Consider the following 19,947-nt stretch of genomic DNA (forward strand, 5'->3'; position numbering starts at 1 on the left):
GAGCGAATGCAGGAAAAATAATGAGTAATAATAACGATATCGTACAAAAACTGTGGAACCTGTGTGATGTACTGCGTGACGACGGCATCAACTACAGCGATTACGTCACCGAACTAGTGCTACTGCTGTTTATCAAAATGGTGCATGAAAATACCGAAGCAGAATTATTAGATCAGCACACCTTACCGCAGGGCTGCCGCTGGGGCGATCTCAACAGTTTATCGGGCCTCAACCTGCTCAACTATTACAAACAAATGCTGTTGAAGCTCTCCAGTGGCAAAGACGCTGAAGGTAATTCGGTTCATGCTGACCCGCTGATTAGCGCCATTTATGCCGATGCGCAAACTCGCCTGCGTGAGCCTCGTCATCTCGAACAGATGATCCGCACCCTCGACCAAATTGACTGGTTTAGTGCTAAAAAAGACGGTCTCGGCGATCTTTATGAAGGTCTGCTGGAGAAAAACGCCGGAGAAACAAAATCTGGCGCAGGACAATATTTTACGCCGCGAGCTTTAATTAACAGCATAGTACGCTGCATTAAGCCACAGCCTGGAGAAGTGATCCAAGATCCCGCTGCGGGCACCGCAGGATTTTTGATTGCCGCCGATCAATACATCAAGCAACAAACCGACAACCTCTACGACCTGACGGCCAAAGCGAGAACCTTTCAAAAAAATAAAGCCTTTGTTGGTGTGGAACTGGTTCCGTCTACGCGCCGCTTGGCACTGATGAACTGCCTGCTGCACGGCATGGAAGGGGATGATGAAGGCGTCGTGCATCAGGGCAACGCGCTGGGCATGGCGGGCGCTAGCTTGCCCAAAGCCGATATCATTCTTGCTAACCCTCCGTTCGGTACGGCGAAGGGCGGTGAAGCTAGCATTACCCGTGATGACTTAACCTACCCAACCAGTAACAAACAGCTAGCGTTTTTACAGCATATCTACCGTAACTTAAAACCGGGTGGCCGTGCAGCCGTGGTGCTGCCCGACAACGTCTTGTTTGAAGCGGGCGTTGGCACCGATGTACGTCGCGACCTTATGAACAAATGCAACCTGCACACCATTTTACGTTTACCCACCGGGATTTTTTACGCCCAAGGGGTGAAAACCAACGTTTTGTTCTTCACCAAAGGTAGCGCCAACAACAAATATCAGGATGAAAACTGTACCGAAAACGTCTGGGTCTATGATCTGCGCAGTAACATGCCAAGCTTTGGCAAACGCACCCCGTTTGGTGAGCAACATTTAAAACCCTTTGAAGCGGTTTACGGTGACGATGCCTACGGCCAAAGCCCGCGCAGCGAAGGGGAATGGAGCTTTAACTCCGACGAGCTCGACGCGCCCGATAACGCCGAAAATCAGCACGTTGACGACCGCATGGCGACCAGCCGCTGGCGCACATTCAGCCGCGAATGGATCCGCGATGTTAAAGGTGATTCATTAGATATCTCATGGCTGAAAGATAACAACAGCGTTGATGCGGCTAACCTACCTGAACCATCGGTGCTGGCTGCCGAAGCGATGGGCGAACTGGTGCAGGCACTGGGGGAGCTGGATACGCTGATGCGTGAGCTGGGCGCTAGCGATGAAGCCGATGCGCAAAAGACGTTGCTGAATGAGATGTTGGGTGGGGTTAAGTGATGAGCGAGGGTAAATTGCCTGAAGGGTGGTGCTACGCATGTGTTGGCGACTATCTTTATTTGAAAAATGGTTTTGCTTTCAAAAGTACTAGTTATGTAAATGCGAGTGAGCATACATATCCAGTAATCAGAATATCAGATTTAAATGGGGCTCAGGCTTCAGACCGAAATGCTGTTCATGTATTAGCTGGAGAGAGTGGTTTTGAAATTAACAGTGGTGATTTATTAATTGCTATGTCTGGCGCAACGACGGGAAAAATAGGAGTATACTCAGGGCGAACGCCTGCGTATCAAAATCAACGCGTTGGAAATATCATTCTTCATTCCACTAAGTATGGTAATGCTAAATATCGAGACCTCCTAATATCTTCGCTATCTGACACTATATTGAAAATTGCTTATGGAGGAGCTCAGCCTAATATATCTGGTAAAGGTATTGAGCAAATAACTATATTGCTCCCCCCCCTAACCGAACAAAAAATCATCGCCGATAAACTCGACACTCTGCTAGCACAGGCTGATAGCACCAAAGTACGCCTTGAGAAAATACCACAAATCCTAAAGCATTTTCGTCAGGCGGTGTTGGCGGCAGCGGTGAGTGGGAAATTGACGGAGGAGTGGCGTGGTACAGCTATCCTAAATAACTGGAAAAGCGGGGTACTTAAGAATTTCATAAAGAAACCGTCTTACGGTACTTCTGCAAAGTCTCAAAAAGAAGGGTTAATCCCTGTGCTAAGAATGGGGAACCTTCAAAATGGTGAATTGAATTGGTCTGATTTAGTTTATACATCAGATGAAAATGAAATTGAAAAATATAACCTAATAGCTGGCGATATATTATTTAATCGAACAAACAGCCCCGAGTTAGTAGGTAAGACCTCTATTTATAGAGGAGAAAAACAAGCAATTTATGCTGGGTATTTGATTAAAATCCAGTGTTTAGAGGAACTAAACCCTGAATATCTCAATTATCATCTTAATAGCCATATAGCGAAGCAATACTGTTATGAAGTTAAATCTGATGGCGTTAGTCAATCAAATATTAATGCTCAAAAACTGGCGGCGTACCCTTTAGAAGTACCACCAATCAAAGAACAAAACGAAATTGTCCGCCGCATAGAACAACTCTTCGCCTGTGCTGACGGCATCGAAAAGCAGGTACAAAACGCCCTTGAGCGCGTCAACAACCTCACACATTCGATCTTGACTAAAGCATTTCGTGGGGAACTCACGGCACAATGGCGGGCAGAAAATCCCGAATTAATCAGCGGTGAAAATAGCGCACAATCATTGCTGGTAAGAATTCAACAGCAGCGTAAAAGTATAAAAAACATCAAGCAAAGAAAAGGTAAAAGTTAATGAGACTGATATCTTTAAACTTGAGTGGCGGCTACAAAGGCTTGAAAGATCAGTTCTTTGATTTTAGTTATGCCCAAGATAATATATTTGCATTGATTGGCCTTAATGGTTCTGGTAAATCTCAATTGCTTGAGTTAATCGGGGAAACTTTTGCTTATCTAGAGCGATGGCAACGTGCAGAGTTCAAAAATAAAACATCGTTAGGTTTTAGCGTTGCGGTACACTATCAATGGGATCTTAGAAATGATAGTGCTGTTATGTCTTACCCAGACGAGCTCATGAATCATGGTGAGAGTATTGAGCTAAAGGTAACTATTGAGCTTGACGGAGCTGTGGTTTTAAATGTTCGTGGTGCTGATGAGTGGCATGTAATACAGCTTGGTGAGCGCCATTTTCCCATCCCTCTCGTGGTTGGTTATGCTTCGGGGCTAAACGAAAATTTACAGCGAAGTTTTATGAAAAATGCTGTGCAATATTTTGAAGTTCGTCGAATTAGTAGCCAGCGTCTAAAAATGCTATCACGAGAAATCAATGATGAACAGTTGGCTGAAATCAATAAAAAGTATCTTAAAAAATACCCACACATATTTGATCCTTTATCAGAAGGTGATTTTGTTCCAAATTATCACCTGAATTTGAGAGAAGTAAACCCTGCCTCTAGCAATTTCAACTACCTTGATTACGATAATGTTGGGCTCTTAATTTTATCACTATCGATTCTTCCGACAGAGACAGTATTTCAACTGTTGGATGAAATAACATATAAGCATCCCGTCAAAGCCGTACTTCATTACGACTTTCGTTCCGGTATCATAGAAGATGATGCCATTCGTGATGTGAAAATGTTGATCCGTATAGCAGGCTCCGATCAAGTAAAGCCAACAGGAGGCCGAACGACAGATAACCAGTATGAGCTTTATGAGTTAGAATATCTGTCTGGAGAAATCACTCTCGAATTAAGTGATGAGACTGTCTTAAACAGACTTCGTGAAGATAACTACTATGATTCTTTCGCATTATTTAAAAGGCTTAACAATATTCAACAGCTTGGCATAAAGAACTGGGATCGTACATCTCGTTTGAAATTGATGAAAGATGATTTTATAGGTACGGTAAAAAAACCACTCCAGTCAAGATTACCTTTATCTGTTGTTGAATTATTAATGGCTAATGAACAGGGTGATACCGTTAAGTTTGATGATTTATCTGACGGTGAAGCTCAATTGATTCAGGTTATCGCGGCTACGCGGATATTCAGTCAGGCTCAGGCTATATTTCTTTTTGATGAGCCTGAAACACACCTTAATCCTTCTTGGCGAACCTATTTTCACCAGCGTTTGACCGAAGCTTTTACACCGGAAAATGAAAGTAAAGGGCAATCACAGTTCTTTTTATCTACTCACTCACCATTCATGATTTCCTCGCTCAAACGCGAGAACGTATTTTTCTTCGAGCGTAATGACATGGGTTATATCAGTATGGAACCGGTATCCAGCCAGACTTACGGTACTTCATTTGATATCTTGGTTAAGAATCACTATGGTTTACGATCCCTTATTTCACAGACAGTGGTAGAGGATGTTAAAAATCGATTACCAGAAGATAATGATCCTGAAGCAGTTATAGTTGCGCGACGCTGGATTGAGGAAAATTTGGGAGATTCAATGGAAAAGGCTTATCTGCTAAGGAAACTAGAGAACTAATGTTATTCTCACTCAACCCACAGACGCCTCAATGTTCTGTATTTGCATTGCTTAATGCTGAGTTTCTTCATTTTCTGGACTCCAGTATTAATGCAGATGCTTTCTCAGAGGGATTATTTCGAACTTTTTTTGAGATAATAGAAAATGTAGAGGTAGCTGTTCCCAGTGTATGTTGGAGTAATATACCCACAAGAGAGAAATTTCAGGACTTATGGGAAGCTCTACCTAATACCGTTGCTAATCGCCGGAGATTGTCGGTTCAAATAAGCCAGGCTCAGGATATTGTTGTATTTTTTAACGATACCCAAACAGTGTTGCCAGAATTAGTGCCAGCCTCATTATTCAAAGCGTGTAAGGCATTAACAACTCATCTGTTTACGCGTACCAAAGATCTCGCTCAAGCAAAGTCACAATCCAATAACTCTATTGAAATACATTATCAGAATTTTGTTGTGGGAAATAACAATGGTCATCTTTGTCCTATTTGTGGCACAGCTCTTCTCTCTCAAAATAGGGAAAGCGTGGCAGATGAAGAACAGTGGCGTTCAGATTATGACCACGTGCTCTGCAAAGATAAGTATCCAGTTTACAGTGTCCATCCAGGCAATTTTATTCCTACCTGCCACATCTGTAATAGCAAGGCAAAAGGGGCAAAAGATGTATTGAGAGCTCAAAGCGGCCAACGGAGAACAGCATTTTATCCACTTCCACCAGCACAAGAGTCATGTGAACCATATATATCAGTGACACCCCAGCTAAGTAGTCGTAGTGATTTAGTTACAGACTCTTGGGAAACGCCTTTAACATCAGTTTCAATTTCATATGTAAATGCTCCGGCAGAAGTATTGAACAAGATAGAAGTTTGGAAAGAGATTTATCAAGTACCTGAAAGAGTTGAGCAACATCTTAAGGCTAATTTTTTCACACGCATAGCATCTGATCTTCAGCCAACAAATTTTGATGACTTCTGTCAACAATTACAAAGGCGTACAAGAAATACTCCACCAGATTATAAGCAGTCAGAATGGAGATTTTGGTGGCAGAAAGTTTATGAATTCTTAGGAAACCAAAATCAACTCTATTTGCGTGATGTATGGTTAATGGTTGAGTGGAAACAAAAACAATCAAATGATGCTGATATGGCACATGAATTTAGTTAATAAATGCTATTGGACTTATGCGCATTATCCTTGAGTTAATTGGATGGTTATATTAATCTTCCGCTTGAAGAGATGCCAGAAAAATGTCCAAATGAAAATGTTTTTTAGCACGTACAGTAAATATTAATAACAATGCCGACCAATTCTATAATTTTCAAAGAGTTGTACATTGATATAATAATTTTTTGGATAGAAATGAGCATGATATCTAATGCTTTACAAGGTCGGCAGCTGTTAAAAACATGGTAAATAGTTACCATGTTTTTGGATCTATTTAACCAAACTTAAATGTGGAGGACGTTTACCTGAGTTTTGCTCAGTCAAGCCTTCCCCAGTGATGGAGCCCATAAAGAAGCTATTGCTAAACGTAAGGGCACTTACTTCATCCGCAGGGAACCGTAGTTGTTCGAGGATCGTACTACGTTTGATCCTATTTGAACGCAGTGCTGAAAACACCTTTTCTAATACAAGTGATCTCTCACGATCGTCCATACCTTGTGGTTCGCTGGTTCGATACCCCCGTCGAGCTAACTCAATTGATAATTGTCGATAATGCCATTCGGTAGATAAACCCACATCGAATGTGCGACGGACCAAAGCTGCAAGTGACACTTTCCAATTTTTTTTCAATGAGATAAGTAGATCCAGCGATGGCATTCTTGGGACCGTCGCCAAAACACTACGTTCAGGCATCAAAAAAGCTGATGCAAAGCGGTCGGCATCTAGTTCAGCTTGTCTGCCATTATTGCTTGAATGTTTGTGAAGAACTAAATGACCTAATTCATGAGCTGCATCGAAGCGGCTACGCTCCGGTGTTTTCATTGTGTTCAGAAGAACAAATGGTTTTTCGTCAATCCAAAACGAAAAAGCATCAACTTCAACGCAATTTTCAGCGAGCGAGAATACACGTACACCATTAGCCTCCAGAAGGTGAATTAAGTTAGAAATCGATAGTTCACCGACTCCCCAGTGTTCTCTCACTGCTCGGGCGGCACGATCAGGTTCCGAATAACCATCGAAGCTACAATCAGGAATATTGGGTTTCGGTAGTTTGAATTGTTCTTCAATCCAGATTGATAACTCTTGGGCAAGTTTGCCTGCTCCAAGCGCGGAATCTCTCTTCTGTGCACTTAGCTTAGTCATTGCTCGAAAACTAACCGATTCAGGAGAAAGAGAAGGGACGTCTCTGTCGAGGAAAAATTCAACAGGGTAACCAAGAACAGCAGAGATTTTATCCATACTGTCACTGGCTACAGCATCAAAGATACCAGCCTTCTCATAGTTAGAAATCGTTCTGCTGGTCAATTCAGCTGCTTCGGCTAAAGCTCTTTGTGTCAGACCTCTTCGTTCTCTTGCTATACGTAAACGCTCTGAATTAAACATGGTACATACTTAGCCTACTTTTGAAATGTCGAGGTCGATATCTGGCGTAAATAGTGGTGCATCATTACTCTGGATAATCGGCTCTGGTCCGTGAATATCAAGTATCAAGCGCGTAGAAAAGCTATTAACTACATTTTTATCGTTGTACGAGATCGGTCGAGAAAGCTCTGCACGGATACCTACCCGGTGAAAGTCATCGATTTCATAAAAATCGTAGAGTAAAAACCATAAGTCCATTCCGATTTTATTCGGTAGGAGAGGGACAACATCACCTTCGGGTAGATCAAGGTCCAATTTAAGTTGGTTATCGTCGAACTTGAGATTTCCTTGCCCTGGAGTATTGTTGTGAATCAACCCCATCAGATCGCAAGTAAAGTCACCTTTCTTCAGGCGAGATTCGGGGTATCCATGAAGAAGTCCAGTTTGATCGCAGCCACGGCATAGGTAAATTGCAACATTATCGCTAACGGTTAATTCAACATTTCGAATAGATAGCCGTTTATACCCTTTTGGCGCAAGAATCTCACGAGCGCCGCTAACTCCCTCACCATAAAAATACTGCCCACGTGAAATTGCAGGATGGTTCTGAGTCGTTGAGTAACGACCTGATAACCCTCGTTCGAGGATACGGGCAAGATCACTTTGGCTAAGATTCATAGGCTGCAGATAGGATTCAACGTCACCAAGGTCAGCCAGCACGACAGTTTTTGCGAGATTATGAGAGTACATTGGCAGTGCCTCTTATGGATTTTCTGTTTTTTATACCTCATTTGAGGTGTGAAAACAAGAAAATTACTGGATGCAATACCAGTGTGAGGGCAGCCAAGCCAGCCTATTTAAATAGCTGTAAAACCTGTGGCGATTCAAAATGTTTTTGGATTAATCAAGGTGCGCGTGTCTAGGTGATTTTATATGGCATTGTAACGGGTCGGTATTATTTGAGTTTAGCCACGAGTTTGATAAAGAAAAATACATCGCTAAAACTGCTGATGCCTCTGAATAAACTAGCGAACGAAATGCTTGTTTTGAAGCAGGTTTTCACTCCTGATTTATCCCAAACTCGATTCCGGTACAGCCCCAGAAAATGACGAGCCTCCACCAGCGCATGTCTGTAAAAAAATACCTTTATTTTTTTGTTTTGTTCCTGTCCCGCTAGCTGGATGATTTCGGCGATCACTTCAACATAGCTTATTGCACGAACATCGTAGTAATCCGGTCGGTGCGTAATAGAGGTCCTATTGCTGTTATAGATATAGTCCTTAACATCCAATACGCAGAGACGGCCATTTCTAGCTGCAAGATGAACCGTCCAGATAATGTCTTTATGGCTCTTACCGTACTGGAAGTGCAGTGAGTGTTGTCTGATATAGGCTGACTTGATCATCTGCAACCACAGGTAATGTGGCCATTCACGGCGTGTAACGCACTGTCTAATCCACTCATGACCTGACAGGGTCGCCCCATATGGCTGCTTTCGGTGGACTGCTCTTCGATGTAGGTCAGCACTAGAATGCCAGCCATTAAAGATCATGACGTCGGCTTGCGACGCAGTAGCTGCTTGCCATCGTTTTTCAATGAACCCGTCTGCTATATCATCGTCAGCATCGAGGAAAATTACCCACTCTCCTTGATGCAAGGCTAGAGCAGCATTTCGGGCAGCATAGACACCTCGATTGGCCTGCTCAATCAGAATGAGTCGGTCATCATGGATTTGGCGAAGAGCGTTGGCTGTTCCATCAGTAGAACCGTCATCGACAATGATAAGTTCAATAGCCACGTGGGTTTCGCTGAGGATTTTATTAACCAAATTACCAATGGTCTCAACGGCGTTGTAAGCAGGGATAATGACACTAACGTCGATTTTATTCTTCATCACGAGTAACTATTTCCCTTCATCGTCATCTTTAAGCCTTGTGATCGGGATCATCCGTCTTTCCCTGATTTCCTGGTCGATATCAAACAAGCACTCGTCGCAGAATTCTTTATCGAGTGAGAGCCATCGCTCAAGGACACTTCTTTTTTTGTTGCAACGTGCGCATCTCTTCATCTTTCCGCGTCTTTGCGACCTCGTAATTTGGGATACATGGAAAATGGGCGTAGCAAGCCTCGGCTAGATAACTAACCGTAATAAAAGGCTTTTCTGCGAGTAAGTTAAGACAAGGATAACCAGGCAGGGCGCATGAAAGATAATCGTTTTGATAGATCAGTTTTTCGATATTGATCGTTGGCACCGATCGATAACAAGTGCGGTTAAGTTATAGGCATGTCCACGGAGTCAGCTCATGAAAACGAGCGTTTTGCTAAATGGAATAATCTTGAGAATGCGTCTGTATCAGCGCAGCAGCCACCAACGTCAGTACGTTGCCAGAGATGGACCACGTTGCAAAGGGAGAACGTATGGGCATCTCCGAACTGACAGGCCCAGAAGAAGTGAATGATGTTCATTGTGAGCAGTTAAATCTTAAGCTTGGCAGGAGGGCAATATATCCGATCATAGCGGAATGCAATATGCCCTCCTGATTCGCCAGACCTCTGGCAACCGATTAGCGCGATATCGTATAAACCCACTCGCCGCAATGGGGGCATTTCTTGCCGCCGTAGTAGGAACGTTCGCATTGATTGCATCGCCACAGCCCCCTTCGGGTATTCAAAGGACCTCGTAGACCAGCATAACCTGCAGGCGGTTGTTTTCGTCTGTGACCGGCGCTTGTCGATGCTGGTTGCTTCGGTGGACGGATTACGTAGTGGCAGCTTTGGTTTTTGATTCGTTCGCTGCGATTATGTCGGGAGTGAATAAAAATCTCTTTGCCTGACTTGTCCTCGTCGATAGCAACCTCTGCATGGCAGGAATCGCATAACAGCCGCCCCCGATAATCCAGAGGAAGCTCTTCTGGCGTCACCCACTCACCGTCTTCGGTGATGGCGTGTTCAATGGCACGGAATTGCATCATGACGATGCCCCCCGTTGTGCCGATTCAATAAGCATCTTTAGTTTCATAGTATGGGACCTTCGCCATACAGCACGCAGGCGAAAGCCGCCTATGTCAGGCAGTCTGGCGAGTATGCTGTGGGGGGAATTCAGATAAACATGAGAGGAGGTAAGGTTTGATTTGATATCACTGGCGGGATTGGTCGATACGCTGCTGTAGCCAGGCTTCTACTTCGCTTTGCAACCAACGAGAGCTTCTGCCCAGCTTAATGGGCTTCGGAAACTCGCCGTCTTTTATCAACTTATAGAACCATTTATCCGTCAGGCCCGTGCGCCGGGTGATAAACGCCATCGTCACCAACTGGTCGTTAAGAACGCTGTAATCAGTTGTCATCGTTTTTCTCCTTGAGTGAATGAGGAGAAGGAGCCAGGTATGGTGAACGCAGACTCCTTCAAACGATGGGGCTCCGGCGTAATTTTTAACTTGCTTTCCGCCGTCTACCCGCCCCCGGTGGGGCAGGGATATCACTCAACTGGCAGATTACGCCCAGAGTCTTCTGCTCCTGCTTACTGAGATAGCTCAGGATGTACTGCATGTTCTTACGGCACTTGATATCGTCATACGCCGTCACCCATTCACCTCGCAAGCGATAACGCTCTTTAGGCTCATAACGGTGTGTATGTCCTTCTTCCCATGTCACATACTTCCAGGTATCCCTGAGTGTTTCAAAGACAGTCGAGACCTGGCGATGCTTCTGACCGTTGAGGTAAAACACTGCGTGGATGTGATAACCATGATGTTCGGTTTGCTCCAGCACCCATGCGTAACCCACCAGCCCATTGATGGTGATGGCAATGGTAAGTAGATCATGAGACTGAGGATCGGCATCGTTAGATGTCGCTGTTGGGGAGATTGATGGAGTACCACGACTGGATAGCATCATCCATCAGCATTGGGGTAATGTGATGAAAATTCAGGAGAAGGGATGCTAATTAGAAAGATTTCTTCTTTAGAAACAGTATTATTTACCTTAATTACAATCTGTACTCACCTGCAAAATTGCAGCGACGCAGCTGATTTATCGTAAGGAAACACCATTCATGCGCCATTTTTTGACAACGTACCGGGACTCGATCCTCGCATCTGCAGGCATCATCATTGCCATGATCTCACTTGGATTCGCTATCTGGCAGGGCAGAGAGGAAATCAGGCACAACCATATTTCTGTAGAGCCAAGAATAAATGCCTATTTCTCTAACGATGGTCGCAAAAATCAATGGGGCATTTATGCCATCAACAACGGTATGGGAGCGGCCTTTGTTAACGGGATTACCGTGACGGTCAATGGCAAACCCGTAGATGCCATCGATAACAATATCTTCGTAGGGGCGATTCGGGCACTGGGCCTTCACGCTGAATGTTTCGTGATTGGTGGCCCGCGCCCGAATGATTCCTTCAGGGTGGGAGAGGAAATATTTCTGGTGGAAGCCAGAGGGGCAGATAAAAGCTGTGCGGAAGACCTGCTGCGCCTGAAGTGGGCCTCACGGGACCCAGAACAGCTGGACTTTGTGCTGGATACGGAATCCATCTACGGTGATAAGTTCCGTTATACCTATTCTCAGAACCGCCAAGTAAAACTGGATTAACGTCCGGGAACATATGAGCGACGTCTGCCGCTCGACACCGGTGCCGGAACAGCGCTGACTCTGTAAATCCGGCGTTCTGTCCGCTGCGACTGCTTGCCCAGGTAGCTCAGGATGTATTGCATGCCCTCCCGCCCTCTGTTGTCGGAAAAACTGATAACACGCTCTCCCCGTACCCTGTAATGTCCCTTAGGCTCACACCTGTGCGCGTAGCCTTCTCCGTTCGTAATGTCCTCCCACAGGTCCCTTATGGACTCCCAGAAGCACCAGACCTTCCTGTGGCGCTGACCATTGAGATAAAACGCAGCATGAATGTGGTAGCGGTGATCTTCCCCGTATTCCAATACCCAGGCATACCCCACCAGCCCGGATAACTCATGGCATTGCTCTGTCAGCCAGGTCATTTCGGCGACAAGTTGATTTACATCGGCGTGGTGAAACGACTTACTGTTCCGGCGGTAAGCAAAGTCCACTCGCAGCATTAAGAGTTTCGAGTAGCAATCAAATAGCTGGTTATGATGAGCGAATAACACGCTCTGTAGCGAATGATCTGATATGTGGTTTCGATTGATATTGTGACGCATGATGTTATCCCATGATGAATAGTGGTCATGGGATTACACCAGGATGTGAATTTTTACCGAGTGGGATGAATTCGGTTATCGATCGGATGCTGGTACGTTGGATAATTACCCTACGCGCTGTAACTGGACGTACACTATCGACGTGAGGAGGTATTTTGCTTGTCGTTCGCAAGATAATATCTGAGACCGGTCAGTATGAGTGTACCAGGGACAGGAGATACGTTTAATCAAGCTGAGCTGCAAGTCGTCCACTGATCTCTCGTTGAGTGGCTTAAGCAGCGGCAGGAGATAGCGACTTTATAAAATAACACTAATAACCTAAATGAATTTATTCTGAAGGTCTGGTCAGCGAACTGTCGGTTTTCCACTGTGCGGCACTTATGAAGACAAACGACATTTTATCACCTCTTCATTTCAACTCAGTGATACATCGGCGTATAATATATTTTCACTCTTACGTCAGCGTGACGGGTACCCCACCTCCCGTATCGTATATTGGAATAACGACTGCTCCGGCTCAGGGGCCTGAAAGGGTAACGCGTCGTAAAATTGCTGGGCGGTGTAAAAAATTAATCATCCAGGAACGTGCGCCGATATCGGGGGAATTATCCAGCATTCTGAGACATCACAAGCGTGCTGCCAGCAGAGACATCCCGATGCTATTTTCGAATGTAAACAACGTACCGCCATAAGCCCACTACAGAATGCTTTTATTGAGTAATCAAAATTTTTGATGACACTGTGAACTGATCATTCTGTTAGTTCTCATATCGGTTGCTCCTGGTACGAATGGAGATCCACCATTGCCTTGCATACACCAAAGTGCACTCAGATCACCCTGTTTGCTGAAAATTGCGGATAACAGAAGAACGATAGCCGACAAAAGAGCTGTTTCTTGAGCCTGCCAGCAGTAAATCAGGATGGCAATCATACGTCTAATGAATGGAAAGATAACGTAAAAACAATGGTTGAGACATGGAGTTATCATGATAACATCACTACATAGTCACGCCGTGATTGATGTGTTGCATGGAGAATGAAATGGCATTTAATGAGAATGGTAAACGTGTTGAGGTTCCCGTAGTCACCAAACTTGAAGAACTTCTAAAGAGCAGTGAACGAGAACTTGTGTATTATGTTCATTATTTACAAAAACGAAATAAAACCAGACATTACATCTCAGGCGTGAATTATACTGATTTTAATTTAGTTAAAAAACTCATCCGAAATGCATTGTATAAATCAGATGCCAGAACTGGTGATATTGACAACACAATCAATAGAATGCTTGAAGATTATCATGAGCTTGCTATTTCAGAAGAAAACACCAACTGGTTAAAAGGGGATCGGAGAGCATGTCTCTGGCTTCTTTTTAATATACTCATCAAAGATACTCAATATGAATTCTTAAGAGACATCATTAATAACAAATCATTAAATACACACTCTGACTCAGAGTATTATTCAATTCTTGCGTGGATTGATAAAGAAATGTATTCATGGTGCCATGATGATGTTCCGAAAAAAATCATGAATTACGCAGACGACTGGCGAAAAATAAAAATAAACAAGATGCATCTCTGGTTAGAGCAAAAAAAAGAGCAAAATGAAATAGAGTATTGTTATAGCTACCTTAAAGATAAAGGGATGAATATCATACTTTCCACAATGTCGGAAAGAGAGGTTGCATTAATTATTGAATTTTGTGAAACCTCAGGATTTAGTCACAAAGACATTGTTATGGCTTTTTTTGATTATATTCATGGGTATTCAGCCAATGGTGACATTGTCGCAGAAAGCCTTAAGGGAAAAATGTCGAGCGGATTATCATCCTGGAAAAACAGGAAGAATAAAGAAGAATATTCCGATCTGCATTTTGACATCAAGAAAGAAAATATTCCAAAACTAGAGGAGCTTCAGAAAATCCTCAGGCTTTACTCAAAAAAAGAAGTGGTTAATGAACTAATTGAGAAATTTTACGAGCAGTATAATAAGACTTAATTTTTTAACCTTTTCTCAGTTATATATCACCTTACTGAATTCCCTCCCGTTTAACTCCAACAGGCCATCCCCACCGGATGGCCTTTTTTCATTCAGAGGCCGGTATGAAACATCCCTCGGGCTACGCCCTTATTCGACGCCATCTGCGACGTTACCCACATGCACTACGTCAGCATTTGCTGCAGGAGCTTAACCAGTTGGTCACGTATGAACCTGTGATTGGCATTATGGGGAAAACCGGTGTCGGCAAGTCGTCGCTCTGTAACGCCCTGTTCCGCAGTGAAGTCTGTGCCGTGAACGCTGTGGAAGCCTGTACCCGTCAGCCGCAGCGTGTCCGGTTGCGTTTCGGCAACCACTTCCTGACCCTGGTCGATTTGCCCGGCGTTGGCGAGAGTCAGGCACGTGATGACGAATATCGTGAGCTCTACCGCGAACTGATGCCACAACTTGATATGGTGCTGTGGGTGCTCAAAGCCGATGATCGTGCTTTCTCAGTCGAAGAGCAGTTTTATCAGGACGTATTCGCGCAGTTCTGCGGGCCGCTACCGCCGGTATTGTGGGTGCTCAACCAGGCGGACAAGACCGAACCAGCAGAGCAATGGAACTGGCTTTCCGCGCAGCCATCGGCATTACAGGCTGTACGCATCTCGCAGAAGCAACAGTCAGTGGCCCGACAGTTAGGTATTGCCGAAGCCGATATTCTGCCGGTCTCGGTCCGGGGTCGCTATCGTCTGTCCCGTCTGGTGGAGGCGATGATTACCCGTCTCCCAAAGCAGGCCCGCAGCCCACTGGTGCCACATCTGGAGACCGCGTATCGCACCGAAGCCGTCGTCAGCACCGCCAGCAGCAGTTTTGGCGATGCCGTGGTGGAGGTTATTGATAAGGTCATTGACCTGGCCCCGTTGCCGCTGGTGGCACGGTCGGCATTGCATGCGGTGACCCATACCGTCGCCCGGGCAGCACGTAGTGTCTGGTCGTTCTTTTTCGGTTAATACCATCAACAAGCAATTTTGCTGAATCACGATCGATTTTGTCGATCGAACCGATCGGGTTTATTCATTATCCACTATTAATATCAGGTTATAGAATCTCTCAGGGATTGCTGAGCCTGAAATTTTATTTATTAAAAATCAATGCGATGAATCGCAGGATTGATCATGTCTTAAGGACTCATATGAAAACAACTTATCCCGTCACCGCCGTCATGGCACTACTGGCAACTGTGTCTTTGCCTGCCGGAGCAGCTGAAAATGATGTTATTAAACTCGATGTTCAGAAGAGTGGTTTCGAGCTGCTTGTCACTGTTATCGCCAGGACTGACAACATCCAGATCAAGAACATTGACGTAAACCGGGGCAGGTGCCTGCTGTTGGCAAAAGGAACAGTCACCTATCAGGGCATTACGGTTGAAGGCTGGGTGCCTAAAAAGGGAGAGTTTACCCCCACTACTATGCAGTTTGCCGATGGCCTGACGTGGCATTTCGGCAACCCGCTTCAGCAGAAGGGGATTAACTGCAGCTTCGTTGAAGCCCGCGTGTTTACCAACAAGGGAACCTTCACTATCAGCGAATGAAATAAACGCCTTATCAGCAGTGTTTCCCTTCATCACTCATTTAAAGGACTAAAACTATGATACTTAAATTTTGTATCCCCTTTGCTCTCACTCTTCTTTTATCCGCCCAAGCAATGGCATTTGGTAGCCACGATGCCTGGACAAGCGGCTACGCTCAGGGCACCACTGAATATACCATCCTCGGTAAGGGACAGTCACAGTTATACCTTGCCTGCGAAAGTACTGGTTCACAGGCGGTGACCATTATATTCACTGATGTAAACGGCCACCAGGTCGGCATGGACGGTGGCCAGAAGCTGACCATGAAAATTGATAACGAAGAAGAAGCGAATATCAGCGAAAGCGAATCTCATGTGGGCTCAGACAATGTGATGTGGGCATGGAATAAATTACGTAGCGGCAAGCGCGTTATTGTCTCGGGAACCGGCGCAAAACCAGCCGCATTTACGCTCAACGGTACAGCTGCCGTTATTCCTGAATTTGGCGATAATGGCTGCGTACCGAAATTTGCCCTTCCGTAAGTCTTACCCACAACGCTTAAAACATCAGCAATACACCACCAGCGCCCTGCTCATTCGAGCAGGGCGTTTTCTTTTGTCTCTTTTAAAGGAACTAATCATGAAATTAGCCAGCCGTTTTGGCCGTATCAACCAGATACGCCGTGACCGGCCTCTGACACACGAAGAGCTGATGAGTCATGTCCCCAGTGTGTTCGGGAGTGACAAACATGAATCTCGTTCAGACCGTTATACCTACATCCCGACCATCACCATCCTTGAAAGTCTGCAGCGGGAAGGCTTTGAGCCGTTCTTTGCCTGTCAGACAAAGGTTCGGGACCAGAGCAAGCGGGAGCACACCAAACACATGCTGCGCCTGCGCCGTGCCGGTCAACTGACCGGGCATCAGGTGCCGGAAATCATTCTGCTTAATAGCCATGACGGCTCATCAAGCTACCAGATGTTGCCGGGATTATTTCGTGGTGTTTGTACCAACGGACTGGTCTGCGGTCAGTCATTTGGCGAAGTGCGGGTGCCGCATAAGGGTAATGTTGTCGAGAAGGTGATTGAGGGAGCTTACGAAGTGCTCGGGGTCTTTGATCGGGTGGATGAGAAACGTGATGCAATGCAGTCGCTGGCGCTACCAGCCCCGGCCCGTCACGCGCTGGCAAATGCCGCACTGAAGTATCGATTTGGTGAGGACCACCAGCCGGTCACGGTATCGCAGTTGCTGACCCCACGTCGCCAGGAGGACTACAGCGATGACCTGTGGACCGTCTATCAGCGGGTGCAGGAGAACCTGATGAAAGGTGGTCTGTCAGGGCGAACCGCACAGGGGAAAAACAGCCGCACCCGTGCCGTTATCGGTATTGATGGCGATGTGAAGCTCAATCGCGCCCTGTGGGTGATGGCAGAAAACATGCTTGCGTTTTTCGGTCGTTAAAAAAACAGTTACGGCATAAGGAGATAGTTTAATGGTTATACAACACCTTCAGTTATCTGAGCAGACAGCAATTACTGCCTCGGTGGTCCCTGACGAGTTACGCATCGGCTTCTGGCCACAGCACTTTGGCTCCATCCCACAATGGATAACCCTTGAGCCCCGAATATTTGGCTGGATGGATCGTCTGTACGCTGATTACAGCGGCGGCGTCTGGAGCTTTTACACACTCAGCAACGGCGGCGCATTTATGGCTCCAGAGCCCGATGGTGAGAAATGGACGTTGTTCAACCCGATGAATGGCAACGATGCGGAGATGAGCGGAGAGGCTGCCGGTATAGCGGTCTGCCTGATGGCATACAGCCACCATGCCTGTCGTATCGAATGTGACGCGATGACTGAGCACTATTATCGCTTACGCGGCTACGCGCTGAACCATCCGGAATGCAGCGCTATTATGCATCTTATCGACTGAGGAATGCCGAACATGAATGCTGCATTATCCCCGGTGCCATCGCAGCCTGAACTCTTTCCGCTGACGGTTTTGGCACAACATGGTTATCTGCTCCCTGCGACTTCCGGATTGACACCCTATGCCCAACAGACTATCCGCCGCGCTATCAACCTACTGGATAAATATTTGCGCCAGCCCGGTATAGCCTTTACCTCAAGCACTGCTGCCCGTGACTGGCTTCGGTTACTGCTGGCGGGACAAGAACGGGAAGTGTTCATGGTGCTTTATCTCGATAACCAGCACTGTTTACTGGAGAGCGAAACGCTGTTTGCCGGTTCGGTTAATCAAGTACAGGTTCATCCACGTGAGGTTGTGAAGTCAGCGCTTCGCTTCAATGCTGCAGCTGTCGTACTGGTGCATAACCATCCCTCCGGCGATCCGGAGCCCAGCAATGCCGATCGCCAGATGACTGACAAACTGAAGGAGGTGCTGGGACTGGTCGATGTGAACACGCTCGATCATCTGGTCATCGGCTCAGAGGGCATTGTGTCGTTCGCTGAGCGAGGCTGGATATGAAAATCATCAGTAAACGTCAGGCAATGACCCTGTACCGGCGACATCCTGGCTCCCGACTGTTTCGCTTCCGTACGGGCAAATATAAATGGTCAGGCAGTATCTGCCATTATGCTGGCCGCGAGTTGGAAGATATACGCGGCGTTCTGGCTGTATTTGCTGAACGTCGTCAGGACCGCAATGGTCCCTATGTCATTCTTCGAAGCGTTACTCTTAATTAATCCTTCCCTTTAATCAGGAACAATAATGAACAATCACTCAGAATCCGGTACAAAGCCGGAGAATCCCGCCTGCCAGCAGTGGGGGCTACAGAGTACGATCACACCCTGTTTTGGAGCTCGTCTGGTTCAGGAAGGCAACTGCCTGCATTTTCTCGCTGACCGGGCCGGATTCAACGGTGCTTTCAGCGACGATGAGGCGTTGCACCTGGATCAGGCCTTTCTGTTGATACTCAAACAACTGGAGCTGATGCTTACCAGCGGAGAACTCTCTCCCCGGCATCAGCACTGCGTCACGCTATATCACAATGGACTTACTTGCGAAGCAGACACACTCGGCTCCTGCGGCTATGTCTACATTGCTATCTATCCTGATCAGATTGAGTTCCAGTAACTTAACGCTTATCCCCTGAGCATCACGGAGTAAACATCATGCAAACCTTATCATCACACCTGACACGGGCGGCTAAGAGCTGTCTGTCACCCGTTGAAATCTGGCAGCGGTTACTGACTCATCTGTTGTCGCAGCACTATGGTCTGACGCTGAATGACACACCGTTCAGTAATGAAACCACCATACTGGAACACATTGATGCTGGAGTATCGCTCTGCGATGCGGTGAACTTTCTTGTCGAAAAATATGAACTGGTGAGAATTGACTGTAATGATTGCTCTGTCATGGAGAAGTCACCGTTCATCACCAGTATCGATATTCTACGTGCCCGGAAAGCCTCTGGTCTGATGAAACGCAGCGATCACAAAACTGTTACCAGGGTAACGGCAGGTCATCATCAGGAGCTATAAGCAATGGGAAGTCAATTAATGTTGATATCGACATCATTGATACAATGCTGTCCAATGTAGGGAAGCTACCAGTAAAAAGATAATGAGGAGTTCGCCAAGGCTAAAGCCTGCTCCTCATCTTTATCTGCATCATCTACTCTTAGGGGGATTTTTGTTCACTTGGCTTTGCCCCGATTCGAGTCCCAAATTCAATGAATTTACGTGTTGGTATCTATGTTGGTACACAAACAATGATTTTGTTTTTATTTATTTTAAATCAAGGGGTTAATTTTAATGTGCGAGTCCGGCCTTCGCACCATTTAGCATTAACCGTTCATCTATCCTATTTAGTGCCTAAAAAGCATGAATCCCGAACCTGCTACGCCCTCAAATAATCACGCAAAATAAGCGCATAATCTCCCCGCCCATTCACAGCAAAAACCATCACCGCGCTTTACTCTCCCTCAAAACTCCGCAAGATCCATCAGGCCCACTCTCCGCCACACG

General features: G+C 45.9%; 22 protein-coding genes. 15 read left to right on the plus strand and 7 right to left on the minus strand.

Annotated elements, in window-relative coordinates:
* Positions 1-20: 20 nt before the first annotated feature.
* From K7H94_RS02875 to K7H94_RS02890, 4 genes are read left to right on the plus strand one after another with little or no spacing between them, the layout of a single operon-like run.
* Entirely contained in the window at positions 21-1,640 is a 1,620-nt protein-coding gene (locus K7H94_RS02875; RefSeq protein WP_222951612.1) for a class I SAM-dependent DNA methyltransferase, read from the plus strand.
* A complete protein-coding gene (locus tag K7H94_RS02880; protein WP_222951613.1) occupies positions 1,640-2,998 on the plus strand; it encodes a restriction endonuclease subunit S in 1,359 nt (452 codons plus the stop codon). Before K7H94_RS02875 ends, K7H94_RS02880 begins: the two co-directional genes overlap by 1 nt.
* Entirely contained in the window at positions 2,998-4,701 is a 1,704-nt protein-coding gene (locus K7H94_RS02885; protein WP_089528227.1) for an AAA family ATPase, read from the plus strand. Before K7H94_RS02880 ends, K7H94_RS02885 begins: the two co-directional genes overlap by 1 nt.
* Positions 4,701-5,861 (plus strand): hypothetical protein, encoded by a 1,161-nt coding sequence (locus tag K7H94_RS02890; protein WP_222951614.1) that lies wholly within the window; start codon positions 4,701-4,703, stop codon positions 5,859-5,861. The genes K7H94_RS02885 and K7H94_RS02890 overlap by 1 nt, the downstream gene beginning before the upstream one ends.
* A 270-nt stretch (positions 5,862-6,131) precedes the next feature.
* On the opposite strand, the gene K7H94_RS02895 is transcribed toward K7H94_RS02890, so the two are convergent.
* The 6 genes from K7H94_RS02895 to K7H94_RS02920 form a co-directional block, all read right to left on the minus strand.
* On the minus strand, positions 6,132-7,244 hold the full coding sequence (locus K7H94_RS02895) for a helix-turn-helix domain-containing protein (RefSeq protein WP_222951615.1): 1,113 nt from the start codon (positions 7,242-7,244) through the stop codon (positions 6,132-6,134).
* Between the two features lie 9 nt (positions 7,245-7,253).
* A complete protein-coding gene (locus K7H94_RS02900; protein WP_089528225.1) occupies positions 7,254-7,973 on the minus strand; it encodes a hypothetical protein in 720 nt (239 codons plus the stop codon).
* 205 nt (positions 7,974-8,178) lie between these two features.
* Positions 8,179-9,117: a glycosyltransferase gene (locus K7H94_RS02905; protein ID WP_222952013.1), complete on the minus strand. Its 939-nt coding sequence runs from the start codon at positions 9,115-9,117 to the stop codon at positions 8,179-8,181.
* A 670-nt stretch (positions 9,118-9,787) separates the two neighbouring features.
* The gene (locus K7H94_RS02910) at positions 9,788-10,195 is read right to left on the minus strand and encodes a zinc ribbon domain-containing protein (protein ID WP_127350906.1); all 408 of its coding nucleotides are present in this window, start codon (positions 10,193-10,195) and stop codon (positions 9,788-9,790) included.
* Between the two features lie 165 nt (positions 10,196-10,360).
* Positions 10,361-10,567 (minus strand): helix-turn-helix transcriptional regulator, encoded by a 207-nt coding sequence (locus K7H94_RS02915; protein WP_045141672.1) that lies wholly within the window; start codon positions 10,565-10,567, stop codon positions 10,361-10,363.
* Positions 10,568-10,652: 85 nt separating this feature from the next.
* On the minus strand, positions 10,653-11,117 hold the full coding sequence (locus K7H94_RS02920) for a YagK/YfjJ domain-containing protein (RefSeq protein ID WP_080336124.1): 465 nt from the start codon (positions 11,115-11,117) through the stop codon (positions 10,653-10,655).
* A 157-nt stretch (positions 11,118-11,274) separates the two neighbouring features.
* On the opposite strand from K7H94_RS02920, the gene K7H94_RS02925 reads away from it, so the two are divergent.
* Positions 11,275-11,820, plus strand: a complete 546-nt coding sequence (locus K7H94_RS02925; protein WP_045141671.1) for a hypothetical protein — start codon at positions 11,275-11,277, stop codon at positions 11,818-11,820.
* On the opposite strand, the gene K7H94_RS02930 is transcribed toward K7H94_RS02925, so the two are convergent.
* Positions 11,817-12,401 carry a rolling circle replication-associated protein gene (locus tag K7H94_RS02930; protein WP_045141670.1) on the minus strand — a complete coding sequence of 195 codons (585 nt, stop codon included), beginning with the start codon at positions 12,399-12,401 and terminating at the stop codon, positions 11,817-11,819. The genes K7H94_RS02925 and K7H94_RS02930 overlap by 4 nt on opposite strands.
* A 1,041-nt stretch (positions 12,402-13,442) precedes the next feature.
* Between K7H94_RS02930 and K7H94_RS02935 the strand changes: the two genes are divergently transcribed.
* From K7H94_RS02935 to K7H94_RS02980, 10 genes are all read left to right on the plus strand, one after another.
* Positions 13,443-14,402, plus strand: coding sequence for a hypothetical protein (locus K7H94_RS02935; RefSeq protein ID WP_222951616.1), 960 nt, complete (start codon positions 13,443-13,445; stop codon positions 14,400-14,402).
* Between the two features lie 104 nt (positions 14,403-14,506).
* The gene (locus K7H94_RS02940; protein WP_222951617.1) at positions 14,507-15,394 is read left to right on the plus strand and encodes a GTPase family protein; all 888 of its coding nucleotides are present in this window, start codon (positions 14,507-14,509) and stop codon (positions 15,392-15,394) included.
* A gap of 182 nt (positions 15,395-15,576) precedes the next feature.
* On the plus strand, positions 15,577-15,975 hold the full coding sequence (locus K7H94_RS02945; RefSeq protein ID WP_045141668.1) for a hypothetical protein: 399 nt from the start codon (positions 15,577-15,579) through the stop codon (positions 15,973-15,975).
* Between the two features lie 56 nt (positions 15,976-16,031).
* Complete coding sequence (locus tag K7H94_RS02950; RefSeq protein ID WP_045141667.1) at positions 16,032-16,496, plus strand: hypothetical protein; 465 nt, start codon at positions 16,032-16,034, stop codon at positions 16,494-16,496.
* Positions 16,497-16,593: 97 nt separating this feature from the next.
* Positions 16,594-17,415 carry a DUF932 domain-containing protein gene (locus K7H94_RS02955; RefSeq protein WP_045141666.1) on the plus strand — a complete coding sequence of 274 codons (822 nt, stop codon included), beginning with the start codon at positions 16,594-16,596 and terminating at the stop codon, positions 17,413-17,415.
* Between the two features lie 31 nt (positions 17,416-17,446).
* On the plus strand, positions 17,447-17,887 hold the full coding sequence (locus tag K7H94_RS02960; protein ID WP_045141665.1) for an antirestriction protein: 441 nt from the start codon (positions 17,447-17,449) through the stop codon (positions 17,885-17,887).
* 12 nt (positions 17,888-17,899) lie between these two features.
* Complete coding sequence (radC, locus tag K7H94_RS02965; RefSeq protein ID WP_045141664.1) at positions 17,900-18,442, plus strand: RadC family protein; 543 nt, start codon at positions 17,900-17,902, stop codon at positions 18,440-18,442.
* On the plus strand, positions 18,439-18,660 hold the full coding sequence (locus tag K7H94_RS02970; protein WP_045141663.1) for a DUF987 family protein: 222 nt from the start codon (positions 18,439-18,441) through the stop codon (positions 18,658-18,660). The genes radC and K7H94_RS02970 overlap by 4 nt, the downstream gene beginning before the upstream one ends.
* A 25-nt stretch (positions 18,661-18,685) precedes the next feature.
* Positions 18,686-19,051, plus strand: coding sequence for a type IV toxin-antitoxin system YeeU family antitoxin (locus tag K7H94_RS02975; protein WP_045141662.1), 366 nt, complete (start codon positions 18,686-18,688; stop codon positions 19,049-19,051).
* A 38-nt stretch (positions 19,052-19,089) separates the two neighbouring features.
* Positions 19,090-19,461 carry a TA system toxin CbtA family protein gene (locus tag K7H94_RS02980; protein WP_045141661.1) on the plus strand — a complete coding sequence of 124 codons (372 nt, stop codon included), beginning with the start codon at positions 19,090-19,092 and terminating at the stop codon, positions 19,459-19,461.
* Positions 19,462-19,947: the final 486 nt, after the last annotated feature.

The sequence above is a fragment of the Pantoea dispersa genome, assembly GCF_019890955.1.
GTDB classification, from domain to species: domain Bacteria; phylum Pseudomonadota; class Gammaproteobacteria; order Enterobacterales; family Enterobacteriaceae; genus Pantoea; species Pantoea dispersa.

Excerpts from the sequence above, each read along its gene's own strand:
- K7H94_RS02970 (WP_045141663.1), top strand. The coding sequence starts at position 18,439 with ATGAAAATCATCAGTAAACGTCAGGCAATGACCCTGTACCGGCGACAT.
- K7H94_RS02960 (WP_045141665.1), top strand. The coding sequence starts at position 17,447 with ATGGTTATACAACACCTTCAGTTATCTGAGCAGACAGCAATTACTGCC.
- K7H94_RS02880 (WP_222951613.1), top strand. The coding sequence starts at position 1,640 with ATGAGCGAGGGTAAATTGCCTGAAGGGTGGTGCTACGCATGTGTTGGC.
- K7H94_RS02885 (WP_089528227.1), top strand. The coding sequence starts at position 2,998 with ATGAGACTGATATCTTTAAACTTGAGTGGCGGCTACAAAGGCTTGAAA.
- K7H94_RS02950 (WP_045141667.1), top strand. The coding sequence starts at position 16,032 with ATGATACTTAAATTTTGTATCCCCTTTGCTCTCACTCTTCTTTTATCC.
- K7H94_RS02895 (WP_222951615.1), bottom strand. The coding sequence starts at position 7,244 with ATGTTTAATTCAGAGCGTTTACGTATAGCAAGAGAACGAAGAGGTCTG.
- K7H94_RS02940 (WP_222951617.1), top strand. The coding sequence starts at position 14,507 with ATGAAACATCCCTCGGGCTACGCCCTTATTCGACGCCATCTGCGACGT.
- K7H94_RS02930 (WP_045141670.1), bottom strand. The coding sequence starts at position 12,401 with ATGCGTCACAATATCAATCGAAACCACATATCAGATCATTCGCTACAG.
- K7H94_RS02915 (WP_045141672.1), bottom strand. The coding sequence starts at position 10,567 with ATGACAACTGATTACAGCGTTCTTAACGACCAGTTGGTGACGATGGCG.
- K7H94_RS02890 (WP_222951614.1), top strand. The coding sequence starts at position 4,701 with ATGTTATTCTCACTCAACCCACAGACGCCTCAATGTTCTGTATTTGCA.
- K7H94_RS02975 (WP_045141662.1), top strand. The coding sequence starts at position 18,686 with ATGAACAATCACTCAGAATCCGGTACAAAGCCGGAGAATCCCGCCTGC.
- radC (WP_045141664.1), top strand. The coding sequence starts at position 17,900 with ATGAATGCTGCATTATCCCCGGTGCCATCGCAGCCTGAACTCTTTCCG.
- K7H94_RS02875 (WP_222951612.1), top strand. The coding sequence starts at position 21 with ATGAGTAATAATAACGATATCGTACAAAAACTGTGGAACCTGTGTGAT.
- K7H94_RS02900 (WP_089528225.1), bottom strand. The coding sequence starts at position 7,973 with ATGTACTCTCATAATCTCGCAAAAACTGTCGTGCTGGCTGACCTTGGT.
- K7H94_RS02945 (WP_045141668.1), top strand. The coding sequence starts at position 15,577 with ATGAAAACAACTTATCCCGTCACCGCCGTCATGGCACTACTGGCAACT.
- K7H94_RS02910 (WP_127350906.1), bottom strand. The coding sequence starts at position 10,195 with ATGATGCAATTCCGTGCCATTGAACACGCCATCACCGAAGACGGTGAG.
- K7H94_RS02920 (WP_080336124.1), bottom strand. The coding sequence starts at position 11,117 with ATGATGCTATCCAGTCGTGGTACTCCATCAATCTCCCCAACAGCGACA.
- K7H94_RS02935 (WP_222951616.1), top strand. The coding sequence starts at position 13,443 with ATGGCATTTAATGAGAATGGTAAACGTGTTGAGGTTCCCGTAGTCACC.
- K7H94_RS02905 (WP_222952013.1), bottom strand. The coding sequence starts at position 9,117 with ATGAAGAATAAAATCGACGTTAGTGTCATTATCCCTGCTTACAACGCC.
- K7H94_RS02955 (WP_045141666.1), top strand. The coding sequence starts at position 16,594 with ATGAAATTAGCCAGCCGTTTTGGCCGTATCAACCAGATACGCCGTGAC.
- K7H94_RS02980 (WP_045141661.1), top strand. The coding sequence starts at position 19,090 with ATGCAAACCTTATCATCACACCTGACACGGGCGGCTAAGAGCTGTCTG.
- K7H94_RS02925 (WP_045141671.1), top strand. The coding sequence starts at position 11,275 with ATGCGCCATTTTTTGACAACGTACCGGGACTCGATCCTCGCATCTGCA.